At 33.3% G+C, this 21224-nt stretch carries 16 protein-coding genes and 1 tRNA gene; 10 read left to right on the forward strand and 7 right to left on the reverse strand.

The window, feature by feature from the left end; genetic code table 11:
- Window positions 1-38 precede the first annotated feature (38 nt).
- The 3 genes from mce (at window position 39) to FUA22_RS11785 (ending at window position 2103) form a co-directional block, all read left to right on the forward strand.
- Entirely contained in the window at window positions 39-443 is a 405-nt protein-coding gene (gene mce / locus FUA22_RS11775) for a methylmalonyl-CoA epimerase (protein ID WP_147768569.1), read from the forward strand.
- A 77-nt stretch (window positions 444-520) separates the two neighbouring features.
- Window positions 521-597 (forward strand) — tRNA-Ile (locus FUA22_RS11780).
- 120 nt (window positions 598-717) lie between these two features.
- A complete protein-coding gene (locus FUA22_RS11785) occupies window positions 718-2103 on the forward strand; it encodes a tetratricopeptide repeat protein (RefSeq protein ID WP_147768571.1) in 1386 nt (461 codons plus the stop codon).
- A 5-nt stretch (window positions 2104-2108) separates the two neighbouring features.
- Here the strand turns inward: FUA22_RS11785 and FUA22_RS11790 are convergent, their stop codons facing one another.
- The 6 genes from FUA22_RS11790 to FUA22_RS11815 are packed head-to-tail and all read right to left on the reverse strand — an operon-like array spanning window position 2109 to window position 9296.
- Window positions 2109-2909 carry an alpha/beta hydrolase gene (locus tag FUA22_RS11790; protein ID WP_147768573.1) on the reverse strand — a complete coding sequence of 267 codons (801 nt, stop codon included), beginning with the start codon at window positions 2907-2909 and terminating at the stop codon, window positions 2109-2111.
- Window positions 2910-2913: 4 nt separating this feature from the next.
- Window positions 2914-5406: a glycoside hydrolase family 2 TIM barrel-domain containing protein gene (locus FUA22_RS11795; protein WP_147768576.1), complete on the reverse strand. Its 2493-nt coding sequence runs from the start codon at window positions 5404-5406 to the stop codon at window positions 2914-2916.
- A 12-nt stretch (window positions 5407-5418) separates the two neighbouring features.
- The gene (locus tag FUA22_RS11800; protein WP_147768578.1) at window positions 5419-6534 is read right to left on the reverse strand and encodes a Zn-dependent alcohol dehydrogenase; all 1116 of its coding nucleotides are present in this window, start codon (window positions 6532-6534) and stop codon (window positions 5419-5421) included.
- An 11-nt stretch (window positions 6535-6545) separates the two neighbouring features.
- Window positions 6546-7796, reverse strand: a complete 1251-nt coding sequence (locus tag FUA22_RS11805) for an NAD(P)/FAD-dependent oxidoreductase (RefSeq protein WP_147768580.1) — start codon at window positions 7794-7796, stop codon at window positions 6546-6548.
- 6 nt (window positions 7797-7802) lie between these two features.
- Complete coding sequence (locus tag FUA22_RS11810; RefSeq protein WP_147768583.1) at window positions 7803-8111, reverse strand: 2Fe-2S iron-sulfur cluster-binding protein; 309 nt, start codon at window positions 8109-8111, stop codon at window positions 7803-7805.
- 24 nt (window positions 8112-8135) lie between these two features.
- A complete protein-coding gene (locus tag FUA22_RS11815; RefSeq protein ID WP_147768585.1) occupies window positions 8136-9296 on the reverse strand; it encodes a cytochrome P450 in 1161 nt (386 codons plus the stop codon).
- Between the two features lie 172 nt (window positions 9297-9468).
- On the opposite strand from FUA22_RS11815, the gene FUA22_RS11820 reads away from it, so the two are divergent.
- The 7 genes from FUA22_RS11820 (at window position 9469) to FUA22_RS11850 (ending at window position 20599) form a co-directional block, all read left to right on the forward strand.
- Window positions 9469-10302, forward strand: coding sequence for an AraC family transcriptional regulator (locus tag FUA22_RS11820; protein WP_147768587.1), 834 nt, complete (start codon window positions 9469-9471; stop codon window positions 10300-10302).
- Window positions 10303-10506: 204 nt separating this feature from the next.
- Complete coding sequence (locus FUA22_RS11825; RefSeq protein ID WP_147768589.1) at window positions 10507-13146, forward strand: T9SS type A sorting domain-containing protein; 2640 nt, start codon at window positions 10507-10509, stop codon at window positions 13144-13146.
- 246 nt (window positions 13147-13392) lie between these two features.
- Window positions 13393-15030 (forward strand): hypothetical protein, encoded by a 1638-nt coding sequence (locus FUA22_RS11830; protein ID WP_147768591.1) that lies wholly within the window; start codon window positions 13393-13395, stop codon window positions 15028-15030.
- Window positions 15031-15168: 138 nt separating this feature from the next.
- Window positions 15169-16728, forward strand: a complete 1560-nt coding sequence (locus FUA22_RS11835; RefSeq protein ID WP_147768593.1) for a sugar porter family MFS transporter — start codon at window positions 15169-15171, stop codon at window positions 16726-16728.
- 37 nt (window positions 16729-16765) lie between these two features.
- Complete coding sequence (locus tag FUA22_RS11840; protein ID WP_147768596.1) at window positions 16766-18862, forward strand: beta-agarase; 2097 nt, start codon at window positions 16766-16768, stop codon at window positions 18860-18862.
- A gap of 26 nt (window positions 18863-18888) precedes the next feature.
- A complete protein-coding gene (locus FUA22_RS11845) occupies window positions 18889-20067 on the forward strand; it encodes a DUF6786 family protein (protein ID WP_147768598.1) in 1179 nt (392 codons plus the stop codon).
- 325 nt (window positions 20068-20392) lie between these two features.
- Window positions 20393-20599, forward strand: coding sequence for a hypothetical protein (locus FUA22_RS11850; protein WP_147768601.1), 207 nt, complete (start codon window positions 20393-20395; stop codon window positions 20597-20599).
- Here the strand turns inward: FUA22_RS11850 and FUA22_RS11855 are convergent.
- Window positions 20596-21186: a riboflavin synthase gene (locus FUA22_RS11855; protein WP_147768603.1), complete on the reverse strand. Its 591-nt coding sequence runs from the start codon at window positions 21184-21186 to the stop codon at window positions 20596-20598. The two genes, FUA22_RS11850 and FUA22_RS11855, sit on opposite strands and share 4 nt — an antisense overlap.
- Window positions 21187-21224: the final 38 nt, after the last annotated feature.

A 21224-nucleotide genomic window follows, 5' to 3' on the forward strand; every position in this document is an offset into this window, starting at 1 on the left:
AATTTACAAATTTCGTACCTTTCTATGAAAGAAGTAAGATGAATAAAATTGAACATATAGGAATTGCTGTAAAGAATTTAGAGCAGTCTAATGAGTTGTTTTCCAAACTATTTGGCGAACCCAGTTATAAGATTGAATCTGTAGAAAGTGAAGGCGTAAAAACCTCGTTTTTTAAAGTTGGAACCAATAAAATAGAATTATTAGAAGCTACTAAAGAAGATAGCCCAATTGCTAAATTTATTGAACGAAAAGGAGAGGGTATTCATCATATTGCCTTTGATGTTGATGATATTGAAGCTGAAATAAAACGCTTGAAAGATGAAGGTTTTATTGTGCTTAATGAAACACCGAAAAAAGGAGCCGATAATAAGCTGGTTTCTTTTTTGCATCCTAAAAGTACAAATGGTGTACTAATCGAGTTGTGCCAAGAGATAAAGGGTTAAAATATCTTGTAAGATTTTAAAATATGTAGTAATATTGCACACTCTTATTTAAAGAGGATTGCAATTTATTTGCAATGGGTCCTATAACTCAGTTGGTTAGAGTATCTGACTCATAATCAGAAAGTCCCTGGTTCGAGCCCAGGTGGGACCACCAAAAAGCCTAAGCTGCATTTGTAGTTTGGGCTTTTTCTTTTATTGAGTTAATAATCTGTTTCATTTCGGCATATCTTTTGTGGCTTATTTGGTTATAAAAACCGTTAAAAACTAGCCTATTATGAAATTCAAGATTGCCATATCCCTAGTATTTTTTTTAGCAATTATAAATGTTTCTTTCGCACAAAAGGACTTGGAGTGTAAAACCAAACTTTCCCTCTTTCATCCAGATGTAAAATCTAAGAACTTTGATAGAGCTTATGAGCATTGGAAATTTGTTAAAGACAGCTGCCCTGAATTAAGCATTGCTATTTATATAGACGGAGAAAAAATATTGAAAGATAAAATCAAAAGGGCGTCTGGTATTGACCAAAAAGGTTTTGTTGAAGCCCTTGTAGAATTATGGAAAACCCGTGAGGTCTATTTCCCGAATAGAACACCAGATGGTGAATATCAAGCAAAGACTTTTCAGATTATGTATAACTATAAATCTGTTCTTAAAAAGTCTAATGATGAATTGTATAATGGATTTGACAAGGCGTTTAACACAGATAAAAAAACATTCACAAACCCCAAAAGTTTATACACCTACTTTTCATTGGTAGTAACCTTGAATGAAGAGGGTAAAAAAACTCTAAAGGAGGTTTTTGATAAGTATGATGATGTTAATGAAAAAATAGAAACCGAGGTTAAGAATTACTCTATTAATTTGAATAAACTAATTGAAAAAGATGACCAAAATATTGTATTAACTTTAAAAGAAAAGCAGCGTAAGGCATCATATGAAAGTTATTTAAAAAATTACAGTTTAATTTCTGAAAACATGGCTAAACTACTTGATAAAAAAGCTGATTGCCCAAACTTAATTCAACTATATAACCGAGATTTTCAAGCCCATGAAAATGATTCTATTTGGTTGAAACGAGCGGTGAGTAGAATGTATTATAAAGAATGTACCGAGGATGAATTATATGAAAAATTGGCCATAGCCTATGATAAAGTTGCGCCTTCTGCAGATACTAAGTTTTTTGTTGCGTTAGTTCTTTTGAAAAAGGGAAAGACCAAGGAAGCAGAGAAGTATTTAGCTCAGGCTTATGAGTTGGAAACAGACTCTTTCAAAAAATCAAATTTAGCTTATAGAATAGGCTTGATTTTAAAGAAAAGAAAAAGTTATACAAAAGCCAGAAACTATTTTAGAAACGCTTTAAAACTAAACCCTTCAAGCGGGAAACCTCATTTGGCTATTGCCGACATGTACCATGACAGCGCTAACAATTGTGGAGATATTCCTTTTAATAAGAGGGCTGTCTATTGGTTGGCAGCTAAAGAAGCCAGAAAAGCATCGAAAGTAGATCCTACCATAAGAAATGACGCCAATAAATTCATTAAAAGATATGAAGCCTTAGCTCCTAGTAAAGAGATGATTTTTATTTGTGGGTGCTCAGGTCAAGTGATTAAAATTTCTTGTTGGATTCAGTCTTCTATTATTGTTCCAGAAATAAAATAGGTGGTCTAGCTAAATTCATCAAAAAACATCAAGGTTTTTTCAACGTGTTTTATCCAATAAGGCCATTCGTGACCTCCCTCAAATTCTTCATAAATGTGCTCAATATTTAATTTATTGAGTTCTTTGTGAAGTAATCTGTTAGGCTTTATAAGTTCATCTTTTACACCACAATCAAACCTTAACTTAGGTAATCTGTTTTGATTTGATTTAATGCAATCAATGACATCCGGCAAATCATTATTATTAGTGTATTCCTCAAGAGGTTCTTCAACAAAAAGCGTCATTTGCTCTAATTTGGTAATGGAACTATGACCAGAAATAGCCTTGAATTTCTCAGGGAATTTTGCTCCTAAACTTAAAGCGCCATAACCACCCATAGATAAACCACCAATACATGTTGAGTTTGAGTTTTTAGCCTCAGGAATATTCTCTTTTATTGCGATTACCACATCATTTACAATCCAATTATCAAAGTTTTTGGAATGGTGTGAATAATAGGCGGATCCATCACCCCAAAGTCCATCAGAAGGCATGGCAATAATAGCTGGTTCAATGGTTTTATTATTTATTAATTTTTCAGCAACTTTATGGGCGCCGCCTTTCAAAGCCCAAATCCAAGCACTACCGTAAACACCATGTAATAGAATATAAATAGGAAGGTTGTCAATGTCTTTATCTACCTTTGGAACATATAGGCATATATCCCCTCTACCTTCAAGGTTTGGGGTTTTAACAGTAAGAAAACGTAATCCTTGTGATTCAAAAGGAGCATCTGATAATTCTATGGTTCTAAAACTTGACGACATGGATTTATTTTACAATTAATGATGTGTTAGTACTATTTAAATTTTTTGATTTCACCGAAATACCAATAGCTCCTTCATTATTAGATTTTACAAAAATCACAGCTTGACCATTAAACAATCTTCTTTCAGGCTTTGATAGGTTTTGCACATTAGTCGGATCTCCATTGCCAGATGCTAAAAATGTTGCTGCTCCGTTAACTTCAATATGCATATTTTCATTGTATAGAACACATATATTATCTTCCTTATCTACAACCGAAACAATATACACAGCAACTTCACCTTTATTTAATGTTGGTACTTCGCTTTCAATTTTAATACTATGTGGTTCTCCAGAAGTTACACGTTTCGTCTGGCCTACCTTTTCCCCCTTCTTATCATAACCAACAACTACAGCCTCACCAGGCTCATAAACAACATTTTCCCAAACTATAGCATAAGCCTTTAATTGGGCTAAGGTAGTCCCTCCTGAAGCTTCTTTTTCTATGTTTTCAGCTAAAAACTCTGGAACCTCTTGTTTTTGCTTGGTTTTAATGCCATAACTTTTTCCATTTACAAATAATTCAGCTTTTTCATAAGTTGTATAACAAACTACAGGAATTTCTTTCCCCTTCATTTCTGGCAATGTCCAATGCGGATAAAAATGTAAAACTTCTGCCTCCTCATTCCATTCACTTTGATACAAATAGAATTTATCCTTTTCCATTCCAACCATATCAACAGGCGCAAAATAAGAGCTTCTCGATTTAGCCGTATGATAAGGTGAAGGTTCTCCTAAATAATCATAACCTGTCCAAACAAATTCGCCATAAACAAAATCATTATAATCTTGAGAAGCAAATTCTTTATAAGGTGAATATCCCCAAGGCACATTAGTGTTTTCATAGTTACCTGGCTGCCCATCAGGATACAATTCTGTATTAAGAGATGTACCTCTCTTTGTTTGAGCGGTATCAAAATTAACTGGAAATTTATACGAATTTCTCGTACTCAATGACCCTCCAGTTTCACTGGCATAGAATTTTAAATTAGGATAATGCTCTCTAATTTTATGATAAATCCCAGGTTTGTAGTTAAATCCAGCAACATCAACTGTTGAAGCCATTCCACTTTGTAATGCGTTATTAGCCGAATTAAATCCAGCGGTAGTGGCACGGGTAGTATCCAGAGTCTTAACAATATCATTTAAATATGAGGTGATATCATTAGGGTCTTTTTGATATTGTTCCATAATTTCATTGCCAATACTCCACATAATAACACTTGGGTGATTTCTATCACGCAAAATCATATCTGTTAAATCTTTTTTAGCCCATAAATCAAACTGTTTAGAATAACCGTTTAGCACCTTTCCAATCTGCCATTCATCAAAAGCTTCATCAATTGCTAAAATTCCCATTTCGTCACAAATATCTAAAGCTTCTGGTGCAGGAGGATTGTGTGAAAATCGAATAGAATTCACACCCATCTCCTTCATCTTTTTCATTTGACGCACAAACAATTCCTTATGAAAAGCAGCACCAACCGGCCCAAAATCATGATGCATGTTAACACCTTTAAATCGCACTTTTCTATCATTTAAATAGAATCCGTCTAATTCAAAACGAATACTTCTAATTCCAAATGGCGTAGTATAAGTGTCAATTATTTTTCCTTCTTTTAAAATGGATGTTTTTAAATTGTACAAATGTGGAGTTTTTATATCCCAAAGCTTCGGCTTCTTTATTTTAAAATCCTCTGAAATTTTCTGCTCACCATCAATCTTAATTTCTTTTGAGCTTTTGGCAGCAATAACACCCTGTGGAGTAAAAACTTCATTTACAACAGTGCAGTTCCCTTCTCCTAAAATTTCTAAATCTAAATTAACGGTTGCACTCTTTTTAGTAATTACGGGTGTTGACACAAAAGTTCCCCAAGTTTTAACATGTGTTTTATTTGTTTTAACAACAGACACTTTTCTGTATAAACCGGCTCCAGGATACCAACGTGATTGACTACTAAAGTTTTCAAGTCTAACAGCAATAACATTATTATCTGGAGTTAAATGTTTTGTGATATCAAAATAGAATGAAATGTAACCAAATGGCCTCTCACCAACATAATTTCCATTAACATAAACCTTGGCGTTACTCATGGCGCCATCAAACATTAGTTGAACTTTTTGTTCTAAATCTGATGCTGAAACTTCATAGTTTGTTCTATACCAACCAATCCCTACATACGGTAAAGCACCGGTTCTACCTGTTCTATATTTTGGTTTAGTTTCGCCATCTTGAATCACCATGGTTAACTGGATGTCATGCGTAAAATTAAAATCTTCCTTTACCGCCCAATCATGTGGTATGGTAACAGAATCCCAATTTTCGTCATTGAAATCCTTCTGAAAAGCACCTCCGTAATCATAATTGGTAAACTTCCAATTTTTTAATAATTCTATTTCTTGTGCAGGCAATATTGAAAGCCATAAAAACACAATGGGGTAAATGATATATTTCATTAGTTTGTTTTTTTAATTGAATACAATAACGCCTTTAGCATTTCTACCAGCTAGCATATCGTCAAATGCTTGCTGTAAATTTTCAAGAGGATATGTTCTTGTTATCATTTCATCCAACATTAAATCACCCTTATCATAAAGCGAAACCAATTTAGGGAAATCTATTTGAGGTCGACATTTTCCATATAAGGGATTGATATATATTTTATCCCATTCAAACAAATTCATATCAATAGTAATTTCCTCTTCAATGCCACTTACTTGAACAGCAGTTCCAGCGTTTCTTATCATAGCTAAAGGCGCAGCTCCTAAAGCAGGTACCGCAGTACATTCAAAAGCATAATCAGCTCCTCTTCCATCGGTCATTTTTTTTACTTCTTCAGCAGCTTGCATTAATCCAACATCTTCTTTATTGGCTTTTATGGTGTGTGTAGCTCCGAATTGTTTTGCCATTTCCAGACGTTCTTCGTTAATATCGATAGCAATGATTTTAGAAGCTCCAGACACTTTAGCGCCTTGAATAACGTTTAACCCGACACCTCCAGTACCTAAAACAACAGCAGAACTTCCTGCGGTTAATTCTGCTGAATTTACTACAGAACCATAACCTGTCATTACACCACAACTAATTATACTTGCCGAAGGCATAGGCATATCACTATCTAGCTTTACACAAGCTGATTCTTTTACTAAAGCATATTCTGCAATGGTTCCAATATTGAAAGAACGTTCTATAGGTTTATCATTCCACATCGAACCTTCTAAATGCGGATGTCCGGGAGTGTATCCATTCCCACCAGCTGTAACGGGTGAATTATTTTCACAAATATGTTGGTTACCTTCTTGACATTGGAAACACTTCATACAAGGTGTAGCCCAGTTTAAAATAACTTTATCTCCAACTTTTAAATCGGTTACTTTACTACCTATTTGTTCTACTACCCCAGCACCTTCATGACCTAGTACAATAGGTTTGCCCCAGTTTAGAGAATCGTGGTCCGTATGACATAAACCAGCTGCTTTTATCTTTACAACTATTTCATCAGCTTTAGGTTCAGCGATTGTAATAGTATCTATTATAAATTTACCATCTCCTGTTGCAATGGCACTTTTTGAAATGATTGACATAGTTTTATTTTTTATTCAGCTAAAAAGCTATTTGGTTTAAATGGAATGGTTAAATCTGCTAATTTCAATTTATCTAGTTTTTGCCCAGATTTAATAAAACGAGTGCCTAACACAAAGGCTTTGGCAAAATTTACAGCATCAACAGCAAGCAATTCATCATCTTTAAAATACCATGCTGAAAAACTGTTTTCAGCTTCTTCATTTCTAATGACAATGTCGGTATAGCCTTTAGAAAGTCCTACCATTTGGAGTTTAACATCAAACTGATCTGACCAAAACCAGGGAATGGTGTCATACACTACTTCTTCTCCGCACATGGTTTTAGCAGCAACTTTTCCTTGGTCAACTGCGTTTTGAACCGACTCTAAACGAAGGTAGCATTTAAAATGTGGATTATAATGATAAGTGCAATCTCCAATGGAATATATATTTTCATCATTGGTTCTAGCCGTTTCATCTACCTTAATACCATTTTCAATATTTAATCCGGTCTCAGTAGCTAATTCAGTATTAACTCTAATGCCAACACCAACTACTATTAAATCTGCTTCAAATTGAGTACTATCATCACAAACCACAACATTAGTATCACCTTCTTGTTCAATAGAAATCACATTTTTACCAGTAAGAACTTTCACACCATTGTTTTCATGTAGATCAGTAAAAAACTCTGACATAACTGGAGCAGTTACTCTAGCTAAAATGCGTTCTTCACGCTCCAAAACCACTACCGATGCGCCTAATTTTCTTAGCGAAGCAGCAGTTTCTAAACCAATGTATCCACCGCCTATAACAACAACTTGTTTTTTACTGGAGGTGTTGAATGCTTTTCTAATATTAACAGCATCTTCAGCTGTTCGCATGTGGTACAAATTTCTAGCTAAATCAATGCCTTTAATAGGTGGGATAAACGGTCTTGCACCTGTGGCAATAACCAATTTATTATAATATTGGACGGAACCATCACTTAGAGAAATAAATTTACTATCACGATTGATACTCTCAACAGCTATACCCAGTTTTAACCTTACGTTATCTATTTCATAATTTTCCTTTGGAAATAGTAAACTCTGTTCGGTTCCTTCTTCACTTGTTAAATATGCTTTTGAAAGTGGTGGACGATGATAAGGGAATTCCTTGTCAATATCATAGAGTATAATGTCTCCTTCCCAGCCTTCTCTACGAAGATTAAAAGCAAAATTTACACCCCCATGACTTGCACCAATAACAACGCAAACCTGACCATTGGTTGTTGTGCTCATGTTAATCTATTTAGCAACCGTCAATTCAAGACCGTCAAGGTCTTCACTTACTTTTATCTGACAAGAAAGCCTGCTATATTCACTAACATTCTCATCAAACTCTAGCATGTCATTTTCTAATTCGTCAGGAGCTCCCGTAAGATTCCATTGTTCAGGTTTAACATGCACATGACAAGTAGCACAAGAACAAACGCCACCGCAATCACCATCAATTCCTTTAATCTTATTTTGAACTGCTAATTCCATTACAGATCCACTAGTTCCCTCAACTGTTTTTGTTTTTCCGTCGCTTGTAATAAAAGTTATTTTCGCCATATTTATATTATTTAGTGTTTTATTTTAAAGTTTATTGAATTTTACATTAATACTATCATAACCTACTTTACGTTTAAATTCGTCGAGGTCTTCTATATTTTCTTTACAATCTAAAATCTCCATTGATTTCACTTTTTGAGTAAGTGTAGTCAATAATATTTTCATGATTTGACGCGCATGAGTAGCACCTAAACAATTGTGAGTTCCAAATCCAAATGCTACATGTGGATTTACTTTTCGGTCTAAAACTACCTCATTAGCTCTATCGAAAACCCGTTCATCTCTATTTGCAGAAGCCCAACACATAGAAATCCTACTTTGTGCTTTCACAGCATGCTCGCATACTTGGGTATCTTCAGTTACTACTCGTCCCATTTGTGTTAATGGTGAAAAATAACGAATTAATTCTTCAATTGCTGTATTCATTATTTCTGGTTCAGCACGTAGTCTATCCAATGATCCCGGATGATCGGCAAAATAAGCTATAGAATTAGTAACTGCATTAATAACGGTATCTCTGCCACCAGCAAAAGTTAAAATCAGAACACCTTTAACTTCTTCTTTAGTCATTTTTTTTCCGTTAACTTCAGAAGCTAGTAAAACAGAATATAAATCATCACCAGGATTAGCTATAGCTTTATCTATTTGAGCATCAATATAATCATAAAGTATATTGGCTTTATCACCATCTAGTGCGGTATCTTCACTTCTAAATACATGTGTTCCCCAAGAAATCCATAAATCAGCTTCATCGTAAGGAATGTTAAGTAATAAAGTAAGTGCTCTAGACTGCAATTTTAATGAAAACCCTTCAACAACTTCAATGACACCCTTATCTAAGGCTTCATCAACAACTTCATTAATGATTTCAGATAAACTTGCTTGATATGATGACTCTAATGGTCTTTTAAACCAAGGGTCAACCAAATCTCTGTAACTTTTATGTTCTGGAGGATCCACTTCAAAAGGAATTTGACGAATCTCTCTAATATGAACTTCGGAAGGCACCACAATACGACCAACTTCCTCTCCACCAGATTGGAATGTTTTCCAATTATGGGCACATTTACGTACATCTTTATGACCAAGAACCATTTTAACCGGATCGTTTTGGTCATTCATTTCACCAAATCCTTTGCCTTCCCTTGCCTCCTTAAATGGGTCTGAAATTGTACTTTTTTTCATCTACTTTTCTCTTTTAGTTTTGAATAGTTTTTTAGTGAATTTAGCGCGAACAAACTTTCTAGGATACAAATATTGACATTAAATAAATATGATAATTATCTTATTTTGACTAATAAGTAAACTATTTTGTATAGATTTTCATATTTTGGACAAAAATATGGCATAATAAGATATGAAACCGGTTCTGGAAAAAATAAAATTAGGAGAAAAAAAGTCCATTTTGGCCTATAAATATACTGGTGAAGACTTTGATGCACCTTGGCATTTTCATCCACAACATGAGCTAACTTATATAACAAAAAGTACGGGCACTAAATTTATTGGTGATTATGTTGGATCATATCAACCTGGAGAATTGGTTTTATTACGTTCTTACTTACCCCATTGTTGGAAAAATTTTCAAGATCAAGAAGCACCTGAATCAATTGTATTACAATGGAACAAAGGTATTTATTCAAGGGTGCCAGAATTAGATAATTTGTTTATTATGCTTAAAGCCGCTTCTAGGGGGATTTTGTTTAAATCGCATGATATTAATCATTTAAGACCTAAAATTGAAGCTTTATTACATGTTGAAGACTATACTTTATACCTTGATTTGTTAGAATTACTTTTGGCATTATCCAAATGTAAATTCACCTATTTATCACATGCGAGTTTTGAAGATGATATTCCAACGGAATACGGTAGCAGAATGACCAAAATTCATGAGTTTTTAGAAGCGAATTATTCAAGAAAAATCTTCTTAAAGGAGTTGGCTGATTTGGTGAATATGTCTGAACATTCATTTTCAAGATTTTTCAGTAAAATGATGGGGAGACCTTTTTTCACTTTTTTAAATGAATACCGTATTAATATAGCTAGCAGAATGTTAATTGATACGGACTGGTCTGTGGCTCAAATTGGGTTTGCATGTGGCTATGAATCCTTACCATTTTTTTATAAGCAATTTAAAAAAGTGAAAAATGTGACACCTAACAAGTACAGAAGCAAACATTTAATTTAACTTTTTACTATAATTTTTAATATTATTAGCCTTCTAACTAAATAGATTTTGGCTATTGAACATTTCTTCTATGAAAGAGCACTTTTGTTGCTACGTATAGTGGTTTGTGTAGTTTATGTCAAGTTCATTTTTTTCAATTTACTTGTGTTTTAGGTTATTTTAGCGGTTACCCAATAAAATTAAACAGGAATCTAAACGGTTATAATGAAAAGAGCTTTACTTCACTTTTTATCAATTGTATTTTTAATATCATTTCCCGCTATTTCACAAACCAATGTAGATGTTAACTTTAATGTAAAACATACGGTTGGAGAGGTAGATACCTTTCAAAGGGAAAAATTCATTACAATTCACGCCAACCAAACTGAAAATGAATGGGAAGGTGATAATTTTACCGCAGATTTAAGAGATCATTTTTTAAATGGCTATGATGTTTATTTGGGTAGAGACACTGGTGGTATCACTTGGAATCTAAACTTTATGCCTGAAGACCCTACTAGACCAGGTTTTGCAGATCCTGCTCAAATAGCATCTAAGGGATTGAACTCCAGAAATAATTACGCTTCAAAAACACATCTACATGCATATGAAGCCAGAAAATTGAATCATGTAATAGCTGCCCAGTTACATCCATTTTGGACTGGAGAAAGCCAAAGAGCAACCAGTAATACAGGGTGGAAATTAGCAAGCCCTACAGCTACGGGTGAATATATGGGGCGTTACTTTAATGAATTTCATGGAGGCAATGGACAACCTGAACCAGATTGGGTTGAGGTTATTAATGAACCTGCCTATGAAGCTTTAGGAGGAAAGAGTAATTATACTAATTCCCTGCAAGAAATTGCAGATTTTCATGTAGAGGTTGCAGATGCCATTCGAGCCCAAAATCCTAATTTAAAAATAGGAGGTTATACAGCTGCTTTTCCTGATTTTGAAACCGGTGATTTTCAAAGATGGCTAAATAGGGATAAGCTTTTTGTTGATGTGGCTGGTGAGAAAATGGATTTTTGGTCATGGCATTTATATGATTTTCCTGTTTTTGGAGGTAAGATGGACTTGCGTTCAGGAAGTAATTTAGAAGCAACATTTGATATGCACGATCATTATAGTATGCTAAAGTTAGGTAAAACCAAACAATATGTCATTTCGGAATACGGAGCTCAAACTCATGATTTGAGAAATGATGCTTGGAGTGCTTATAGAGATTGGTTATTTATTAAAGCACAAAACTCTATGATGATGTCTTTCATGGAAAGACCAGATGCCATAGCCATAGCTATACCTTTTACAATTGTTAAAGCAGAATGGGGTTTTAACAACACTCATAATGTGCCTTATGGAGCCCGTTTAATGCGAAAATCTAACGAACCTGCGAGTTATACAGGTCAATGGGTATACACAGATCGTGTTAAGTTTTATGAATTGTGGCAAAATGTAAAAGGAACCAGAGTTGATACCAAATCGGATAATTTGGATATTCAGGTTGATAGTTATGTTGATGGCGATAAAGCTTTCATAATTCTTAATAATTTATTATTTACTGATGAAGAGATTAATCTCTCAATGTTTGAGTTAGGTGAAAAAACCATTTCTTCAATACAGAAAAAGCATTTATATCTTAGCGGAGATGCTCCTGTTTTTATAGATGAATCAATACCAGTAAATACTTCCTCTGTTACTTTGAGTGCAGAAAGCACAATGATTTTAGAAATTGCTTTTGATGAGTCAATAACCATAGATGAAACAAATGAAGAAGTTAAATATTATGCTACCGAATATTTAAAACCTATCTCAGCAAATCAACCTATAACCTTTCAAGTAAATGATGTAGTAAAAAACACTTATGGTGAAACAATACTAAGAGTTGGTATTGGAAGAGATCACGGAAAAGATTTAAAACCTATTATAAAAGTAAATAGCTCTGAGATAAATGTACCAGATAATTGGAGAGGTTATAATCAAGCAGATAAAGGAAGATTTTTTGGAACATTGGAGATTCCTATTCCTTTCGGTTTGTTAAATAATGACAATACAATCACCGTTGAATTTCCAGATTCTGGTGGTCATGTAAGTAGTATAATTTTACAGGTGTTCAATTTCAGTAGCAATATTAGAGAAATTAACCCATCTCAAATGCCATCAAGCAATTACAGAATTAAGGGAACTAGTGCCACTTGTATTGGTGAAAATAATGGCGCTATTAATATTGTGACATCATTTAATCAAAATTATAAAGCTACTGTATCTGGTCCTGATGGTTATAATGAAATTTTTGATTTTACTAATACCTTAGACACTCAAGGTTTAAATCCTGGCACCTATAATATAGTTATTACAGTTCCGGCTTATCCAGAATATGATATTGAATTTGTGGTTGAAATTGGAGAACCAGAACCACTTGATGTTACCTCTAAAATAAGTGATTCAAAAAATGCCTTGACTCTGAACCTGGGAGGAAGCGAGAATTATTACATTGACCTTAACGGAAGAGAAATTCAAACTAGTTCCAAGACAATCACCTTAGACTTGATAGATGGCGCTAACAAATTAAAGGTTAGAACAGATAAAGATTGCCAAGGTATTTATGAAGAAATCTTCTTTATCGATAAGTCATTCTTTTTGTTTCCAAACCCTGTTAAGGAAGAATTAACAGTTGTAGTCTCTGATGAATTAATGAATTCAAAAGCACAAATTTACAATGTACTAGGAACTCTTGTTAAAGAATTATCTATTTATAAGTCTCAAAATAGAATATCAGTAAACAATCTTAAACAAGGCATATATATAATCACTTTTGAAAAAGATAAAAACAATGTGGGGTTCTCGAAATTCGTTGTTTATTAATAATCATAAACTAGACATATCTGTAAAAAGCACTAGTTAATTGACTTTACACAAAAGCACAAATAACTTTTATTTGTGTACAGTGAAAACCCATATAAACACGATATTTATATGGGTTTTTTAATAGTTAAAGCATAAGTTTGTTAGTTATAAATCACCCCTTATTGACTTTACATATTCTTCTATTCATCAAAAATTACCTTATATTAGCCTTCACCACTAAACTAAACGCAATATTTAACAGCTATGAATGCCATACTCAAAACAATTGTATCTGTATTATTGGTAAGCATTACTCCTATTGTCTATGCCTCAACCACTTTTATTCAAAATGATTCTATTAGACAAAAAGCAAAATATTTAAGTAATAAGGCTAATGAAATAAGGCATAAATACCCCGACAGCTCCTTAGTATTATTTCAAAAAAGTTATGAAGAATTATTAAAATCCGGAGATACTATTGAAGCAGTCAAAGCTTTAATGTCAAAGGCAGATATTTTTGAAAATAATGCCAATTATTCAAAATCATACGATGCCTACTGGAATGCTTTAATGTTAACCGACAACCTTGATAATAAAACCATTAAGTCATTGATTTATCATAGACTTGGCAGGGTTTATAGTTATTACAAAAGGGAAGATGAAGCATTAAAATATTTGAACAAAGCATTAGAGATTCAAAAAGAACTAGTAAAAAAAGAGGTTGTTAACAAAAGTTTCCTTGTTCCGTATTATTATTTTATCACCTCTACTAATAGGGAATTAGGAAATGTAGAGATAGCAAAAAAATATCTAGATAGTTGCTACATGTTTTTGCCTAAAGATGATACAGGGTTTAATAGGGAATCTATTGATTTCGAGAAAGTATTTGTTCTTTCCGAAATGCAGCAGCCTGAGAAGGCTTTAGAAGTTGCCCATCAAATTTTGCCACACTTTGAGAAGAACAATAGACCATATTTAGTACTTATTTACAAACAAATTGGAGACATTCATTTGAAAATGGATAACCTTAATGAAGGTGAATTATACTACAATAAAGCCCTTGAAATTTCTAAAGAATATAATTCGCATATAGATTTTACGCCCTTGGTTTATGAGAAATTAACAGAATTATTTTTGAAAAAAAACAACTACCCAAAAGCTTTTGAAAATTTAAAGATAGCTAAAGAATTAGATCGAAAGTTTTTTGACAGCAGAAGTTCTAACAATCAATCCTTATTAGAAATTAAGGACTCTTACAGATTAGAAAAGCAAAGACAGGAGCAACAAATTCAGAAGCAATATTTGAAACAACTGGAGCAAGAAGAAAAAATTGGAAATCTGCAAAGAATTATTTTATTAGTATCTGTAATTTTTATTGCTATTATTGCCTTTGTTTATGTGAAGCATTTAAGAGCTAAACATAAAGCTGAAAAAGTACTTATCAGGAAAAATCAAGAGCTTGAAAATAAAAAAACTCAGGAACTATTAGAGTTAAAAAATAAAGAATTAGCAGCATCTGCCTTACAGCTAATTGAAAAAGATGAATTTCTTAGAACTCTTAAAGATAAAGTAAGAGGTAAAGACGAAAAAATTAAAGTTCATGAGGTAAATAAAGTGCTTCGTTCTATTTCTGTTAGCAACAATCAGAATTGGGAAGAATTCAAATTGCGTTTTGTAGATGTTAATAAAGATTTCTATAATAAAGTCTTTGAAAAATACCCCAACCTTAGTCAGGGAGATCAAAAAATATGTGCTCTAATAAAACTTAATTTTTCAAGCAAAGAAATGGCACGATTACTAGGCATTTCTGTAGAATCTGTTCATACTTCTAGACATAGAATTAGAAAAAAGATGAACCTTCCTAGAAGCGTAAATCTAGAAGATTTTATCAACTCATTATAATAGATAAATACTCTAGGACAACCTGTTATACATTGTAAAAAATGACTGTATAGTTTTTGTCTAGTTAATGCATGGGTAATCCCTATTTCTTTACGCTAAATTTGAGGAGCCATGCTTTTTAGCAAAAACAACTAAACAATGTCAAGTAAACAATTATTCACTATCCGTATTGCAGCTATTGTGGCCTTGGGTGGATTCCTTCTCGGGTTTGATGCATCTGTGATTTCTGGAGTAGTAAAATTTATTGAACCAGAATTCCAATTAACTAAAATACAATTAGGCTGGGCAGTAAGTTCTATAACTTTAACTGCTGCTTTTGGTATGATAATAGCCGGCCCTATGAGTGACATATATGGTAGGAGAAAATTATTAAAATATGCCTCCATACTGTTCACTATATCCGCCATAGGATCTGCTTTGTCTGGAACTTTCTTTTGGTTGATTATTTTTAGAATGATAGGCGGTTTAGCGGTTGGTGCGGCTTTAATTATTGCTCCCATGTATATTGCTGAAGTTGCCCCTCCAGAAAAGCGTGGGCAACTAGTTTCTTTTAATCAGCTAAATATTGTTATCGGTATTTCAATAGCATTCTTTACAAATTATTTAATCCTTAAATGGGGAAGTTCGGGTGCAACTTGGGCAGAAAATATTGGTATGGACAAATGGAATTGGCGCTGGATGCTCGGTTTAGAGGCGCTTCCTGCTATATTATATTATTTGGGTTTATTAATTGTTCCCCGAAGCCCACGTTGGTTGATGACAAAAGGCAAGAAAGAAGAAGCCATTAAGGTTATGAAAAAAATAGTTTCTGATGAGGAGGCAGAAATTCAAATTAAAGATGTTGCCCAGAGTATTTCTGAAGATCAGAATAAAGAAAAATCTAAACTAGGAGACCTTTTTAAAAAATCAATGAAAAAGGTTATTATAATAGGGCTTATTGTAGGGATCTTTCAGCAAATTGTTGGAATAAACGCTGTATTATTCTATGCGCCAATGATTTTTGAACAAACTGGTATTGGTACAGATGCCTCATTTGTTCAAGCAGCTTTAGTTGGACTGACAAATCTTGGATTTACTATTGTTGCTATGTTAACCATTGATAAATTTGGGAGAAAACCATTGCTTATAATTGGTATGATTGGAATAGCTATTTGCCTGTTCTTATTAAGTTACGGTTTTAATGAAGCTACTTATGCTTTAAGCCAAGAAGCATTAGCAAACCTCCCTTCAGAAATAAACAGAGACCAAATAGCATCACTGGTAGGAAAAGTATTTGAGACCGATTTGGATTTTAAGGCAGCCATAGTCGCTGCTTTGGGAGAAGAATCGGCTGCAATACATGAAGCTACTTTAGTAACAGCTTCAGCTAAAATGAACACGTTGCTAATTCTTGTAGGCATCATAGGTTTTGTAGGCGCATATGCCATGTCTATTGGCCCCGTAATGTGGGTTCTTTTTTCTGAGCTTTTTCCTAATAGAATTAGAGGAATTGCAATTTCGTTTGTTGGATTAATAAACTTAGGAATTGCTTTTTTAGTTCAACTGTTATTTCCATGGGAGTTATCCATATTCGGTAATGCAAAGACCTTTTTAATCTTTGGAATATTTGCTGTTTTAGGCTTTATAATTATGTGGTTTAAAGTACCTGAAACCAAAGGTAAATCTCTTGAAGAACTGGAAGAACTTTTAGTAAAGTAATTGTTAAAATCAGTTATAATAATATTTCCGGAATTATATGAAAACGCTTAAAAACCTATTCTTCTTAACAATAACCATAACACTTTTAATAAGCTGTGAAGAGAAACAACAAAAACATAAATTATTGTTGTTTGACTTTGAAGATGTTACCCAAGCTGAATTTGTAAAACCACAAGATGCTACTTTTGAATTGGTTGAAAAAGATGGAAATAATTACATAAAAGTAAACAATGGATTTACCATTAGAGAGACAGGAGTAAGATTAGTGAGCCCTAAAAATGAGTCATGGGATTTGTCTGGTTATTTTCAAGTAAAAGCAGATGTATCTAATGTTGGAGATGAAGATATTCAAGTAGAATTGTTTGTTGGTAATGATCCTGACGGTTTATTACGCTGGTATTGTTCTGACTATATAGATTTAGAACCAGGAGAAAGCAAAACTATTACTGTTGATTTAGCTTGGACTCCTTGGATTCATAACCCTCAAATTGAAGTTAACGGACTAAGAGGGATTCCTGGTAAAATAAAAGCAGACCTCACTAAAGTTACTGAGTTTACTTTCTGTTCACGTTACGCTATGCAACCTAACAATTTTACCGTTGATAATGTAAGGGCTGTTGGGAAGTATGAAGAAAGAAGTTCGGAAGGATTCTTCCCATTTATAGATGAATACGGACAATACATTCATAAAGATTGGGAAGGCAAAATGCATTCAGATGAGGAGCTAAAAACTTATGCACAAAAAGAGTTAGCACATTTAAAGTCATCAAAAGGACCGGAAAATATTGGAAAGTTTGGCGGTTGGTCTGCTGGTCCTAAACTAAAAGCAACTGGTTTTTTCAGAACAGAAAAAGTAGATAACAAATGGTGGATTGTAGACCCTGAAGGCTATTTATTCTGGACAACAGGTTTGAATTGTGTGTCATCAGAATCTGTATTTACTGGTATTAGTCACAGAGAGAATTACTTCAGATTCTTACCCGAAAAAGATAGTGTTTTGGGGCAGTATTATGGCAAAGGAAGGCACGCTTCTCATGGGTTTTACAAAGATAAATTACCGTACGATTCTTATAATTTCTACCAAAGCAACCTATACAGAAAATATGGCGAAGATTGGTTAACTATGTTTCGGGACATGGCTCATTTACGCATAAAAGATTGGGGTATGAATACTATTGGCTTTGTTTCAGATTTTGGAGCTACACGCCAACAAAGAACACCTTATGTAGGGTCTATTTGGATTAGAAACACACCAAAAATTCAAGGATCTGAAGGTTTTTGGGGTAAATTTCATGATGTTTTCGACCCTAAATTTAGAGAAGCAGTAAGAGCATCAGTAGAAAGGCAAAGAGAAGGTGCAGGAGACCCTTTTTGTATTGGTTATTTTGTTGATAATGAATTGTCTTGGGGTTTATTGGGATCGTTATCTGTTGGAACTCTAAATAGTCCATCTTCACAACCAGCGAAAATAGAATTTGTTAACGATTTAATATTAAAATATTCAACTATTGAAAATCTAAACAAAGTTTGGAAAACTAATCATGATTCTTGGAATGCCATTCTAGAATCTCAGGAATCTCCAAATGAAGAATTCGCTAAAGAAGACCTCATTGCGTTTTATGATAAAATAGCTGATACCTACTTTAAAACCATTAATGAAGAGTTGAAACGTGTAGCTCCAAATCAAAATTATTTAGGTTGTAGATTTGCTTGGGCAAATAATGATGTGGTACTAACCGCAGCTAGCAGATATTTAGATATCATGAGTTTCAATAAATATGAATATAGCATTGAAAAAATGTCCTTACCTGAGGGGGTAGACAAGCCAATAATGATTGGAGAATTCCACTTTGGAGCATTAGACAGAGGTAATTTCCATGTAGGAATTAAAAAGGCCAAAGATCAAGCAGAGCGTGGTCAAATGTATCAAGATTATATACAAGGTGCTTTAAGAAACAAATACATTGTCGGTGCCCACTGGTTTCAGTACTTAGATGAACCAAATACAGGTAGATTTGATGGCGAAAATTACAACGTTGGTTTTATTGATGTTTGTGATAATCCTTATAAAGAACTTATTGAAAAAGTTAAAGAAACCACCTATTCTATGTATGAATACAGAAGTAATAATTAAATTGAAAATTTCTTTAACTTTAACCTATGGACGCTAGACTTTTCAAACCATTTATTCTTTTAGTTTTATTAATTTCATATTCGTGTAAATCTGAATTCAAAAAAGGCACATTTGCATATCAGTTAAAGCAATTAAAGCCCATTGAAGGCATAGAAGTATTGAAGTCTGATGAATCTATGATTGCTGTTTCCGGACCTTATCAAGGCAGAGTTTTCGCAAGTTCTTCCAAAGGTCTAAATGGTAGAAGTTACGGATATTTCAACGCTGGTTTAATTGAGAATAATAAGCATTCAACCAATATAGCTTATTTGGGAGGTGAAAGTAGAGTTTGGTTTGCACCAGAATTTGGCAATTACTCCATCTTCTTTGATGCTAATGTAGAACAGATTGACGAAAATATGCGAGCGCCTCATGATTTAAGTAATGTTAAGTTCAAAGAAAAAACAAGAACAGAACATTCTATTACATATGTTGGTGACATGAATATTAAAAACAATCAGAACTATACATTTTCAATTGGCTTGGAACGGGAAATATCAATTCTGAATGGTAACCAAATCGAAAATAGTCTAGGTATTAATTTAGACCAAATTTCTTACGTTGGTTTTAGTGCAGAAACAACTATGACTAATATTGGTAATGAACAATGGAATAAAGAAACAGGCTTACTATCACTTTGGGAATTAGGCTGTATGAATACAAGTTCTGATAATAGAGTTATTATTCCGTTAACCAGACAAACGGACTCAATTACAGAATATTTCACAAAGACAACTATTGACAGAATGCAAATTAAAGATGGTGTAGTGTTCTATAAGGCAGATGCTCTAGGACTTAATAAAATAGGGACACCACCACAGTTTACTAAAAATGTTATGGGTAGTTATTCTAAAAAAAATAACTTACTAAATATTGTTACATTTAATTTTGAAAATAATGGAGTTTACGTAAACTCATTACCTGAAAACAAGGCTCCGTACGCGGGTGATGTTATTAATATTTTTAATGGAAACGTTGATGTTTCATTAAATCAAAACTGGCCTTTTTATGAATTTGAGTCTTCATCTTCTGCTAAAGAATTGGCTCCCAAGCAATCTATTTTTCACTCGCAAACCACTTATCATTTTGAAGGAGATTTTGATGTTTTAAATGAAATCTCTAACAAAGTTTTGGGGGTGAATTTAAATGATATCCCCGAGTTTTAAAAAGTCTTATGACAGTTGAAACAACATTAACAATGTTTGAAGAGAACGATGTTTTTTGAATGTTTTGAAACTATATGCTTTTAGATTGATTGTTAATAAATCCTTAGGCTGAATTGCACTATTATTTCGTTTTAATTTGTATATATTTGTTTTGCTGGTAAAAAGAGGGATTATTTTTACTTTGAATTGTTTTATAGGAAAAATTGCTATTTTAGCTAAAAAAACGCATTTCGTCGATGATTTATGTTTTTAATGGATGTTTTTTGGGCTTAAAGGGCATAATTATTTTTGATAGAACTTGTTTTTTTTTACATTTGCCAAACCCATGACTACACGAAAAAAAAGAATATTAACCGTTGTCTTATTTGTATTAATAGGCTTTATTGGGTTTGCTCAAAAGGATGTTCCTCCGCCACCACCGCCTACACCTCCTCCTGGACTTTCTATAGGGGTGAATGCTTTTTTTCTAGCAGGTTTAGCTTTAATACTTGGAATTAAGAAAATATTGAAAAAAGAGAGAATAAACTTTTAGTGATTAATTGATAAAAGTTTAGTAACATATTTTCCAAGAACATCAAACTCTAAATTCACCTCGGTACCTTCTTTAAAGGTGTTAAAATTTGTATGCTTGTAGGTATACGGAATAATAGCTACACTAAAACTATCTTTTTTAGAATTCACAACTGTCAAACTTGTTCCGTTTACTGTTATTGATCCCTTTTCAATGGTAAGGTTATTCAATGTAGAATCGTAATCAAAAGTAAAAAACCAACTGCCATTTTCTTCTTTAACATTGGTGCAAATTCCAGTTTGATCTACATGACCTTGTACAATATGGCCATCTAATCGGTCACCTAATTTCATGGCGCGTTCCAAATTAACCTTGTCGTTTAGTTTTAAGCTTCCTAAATTAGATTTATCTAAAGTTTCCTTAATAGCCGTAACAGTATATTCGTCTTTATTTATATCAACTACAGTTAAACAAACCCCGTTATGAGCAACACTTTGGTCTATTTTTAATTCTGAAGTAATATTGCTTTTTACTGTGATATGAAGATTAGAATTCTCTTCTTTCAAATTAGAGATAAGGCCGATATCTTCAATAATTCCCGTAAACATACTATTATCTGTTTATTTGGTTAAATTTGCAACATCAA

The sequence above is a fragment of the Seonamhaeicola maritimus genome (genome assembly GCF_008056315.1).
Taxonomy (GTDB): domain Bacteria; phylum Bacteroidota; class Bacteroidia; order Flavobacteriales; family Flavobacteriaceae; genus Seonamhaeicola; species Seonamhaeicola maritimus.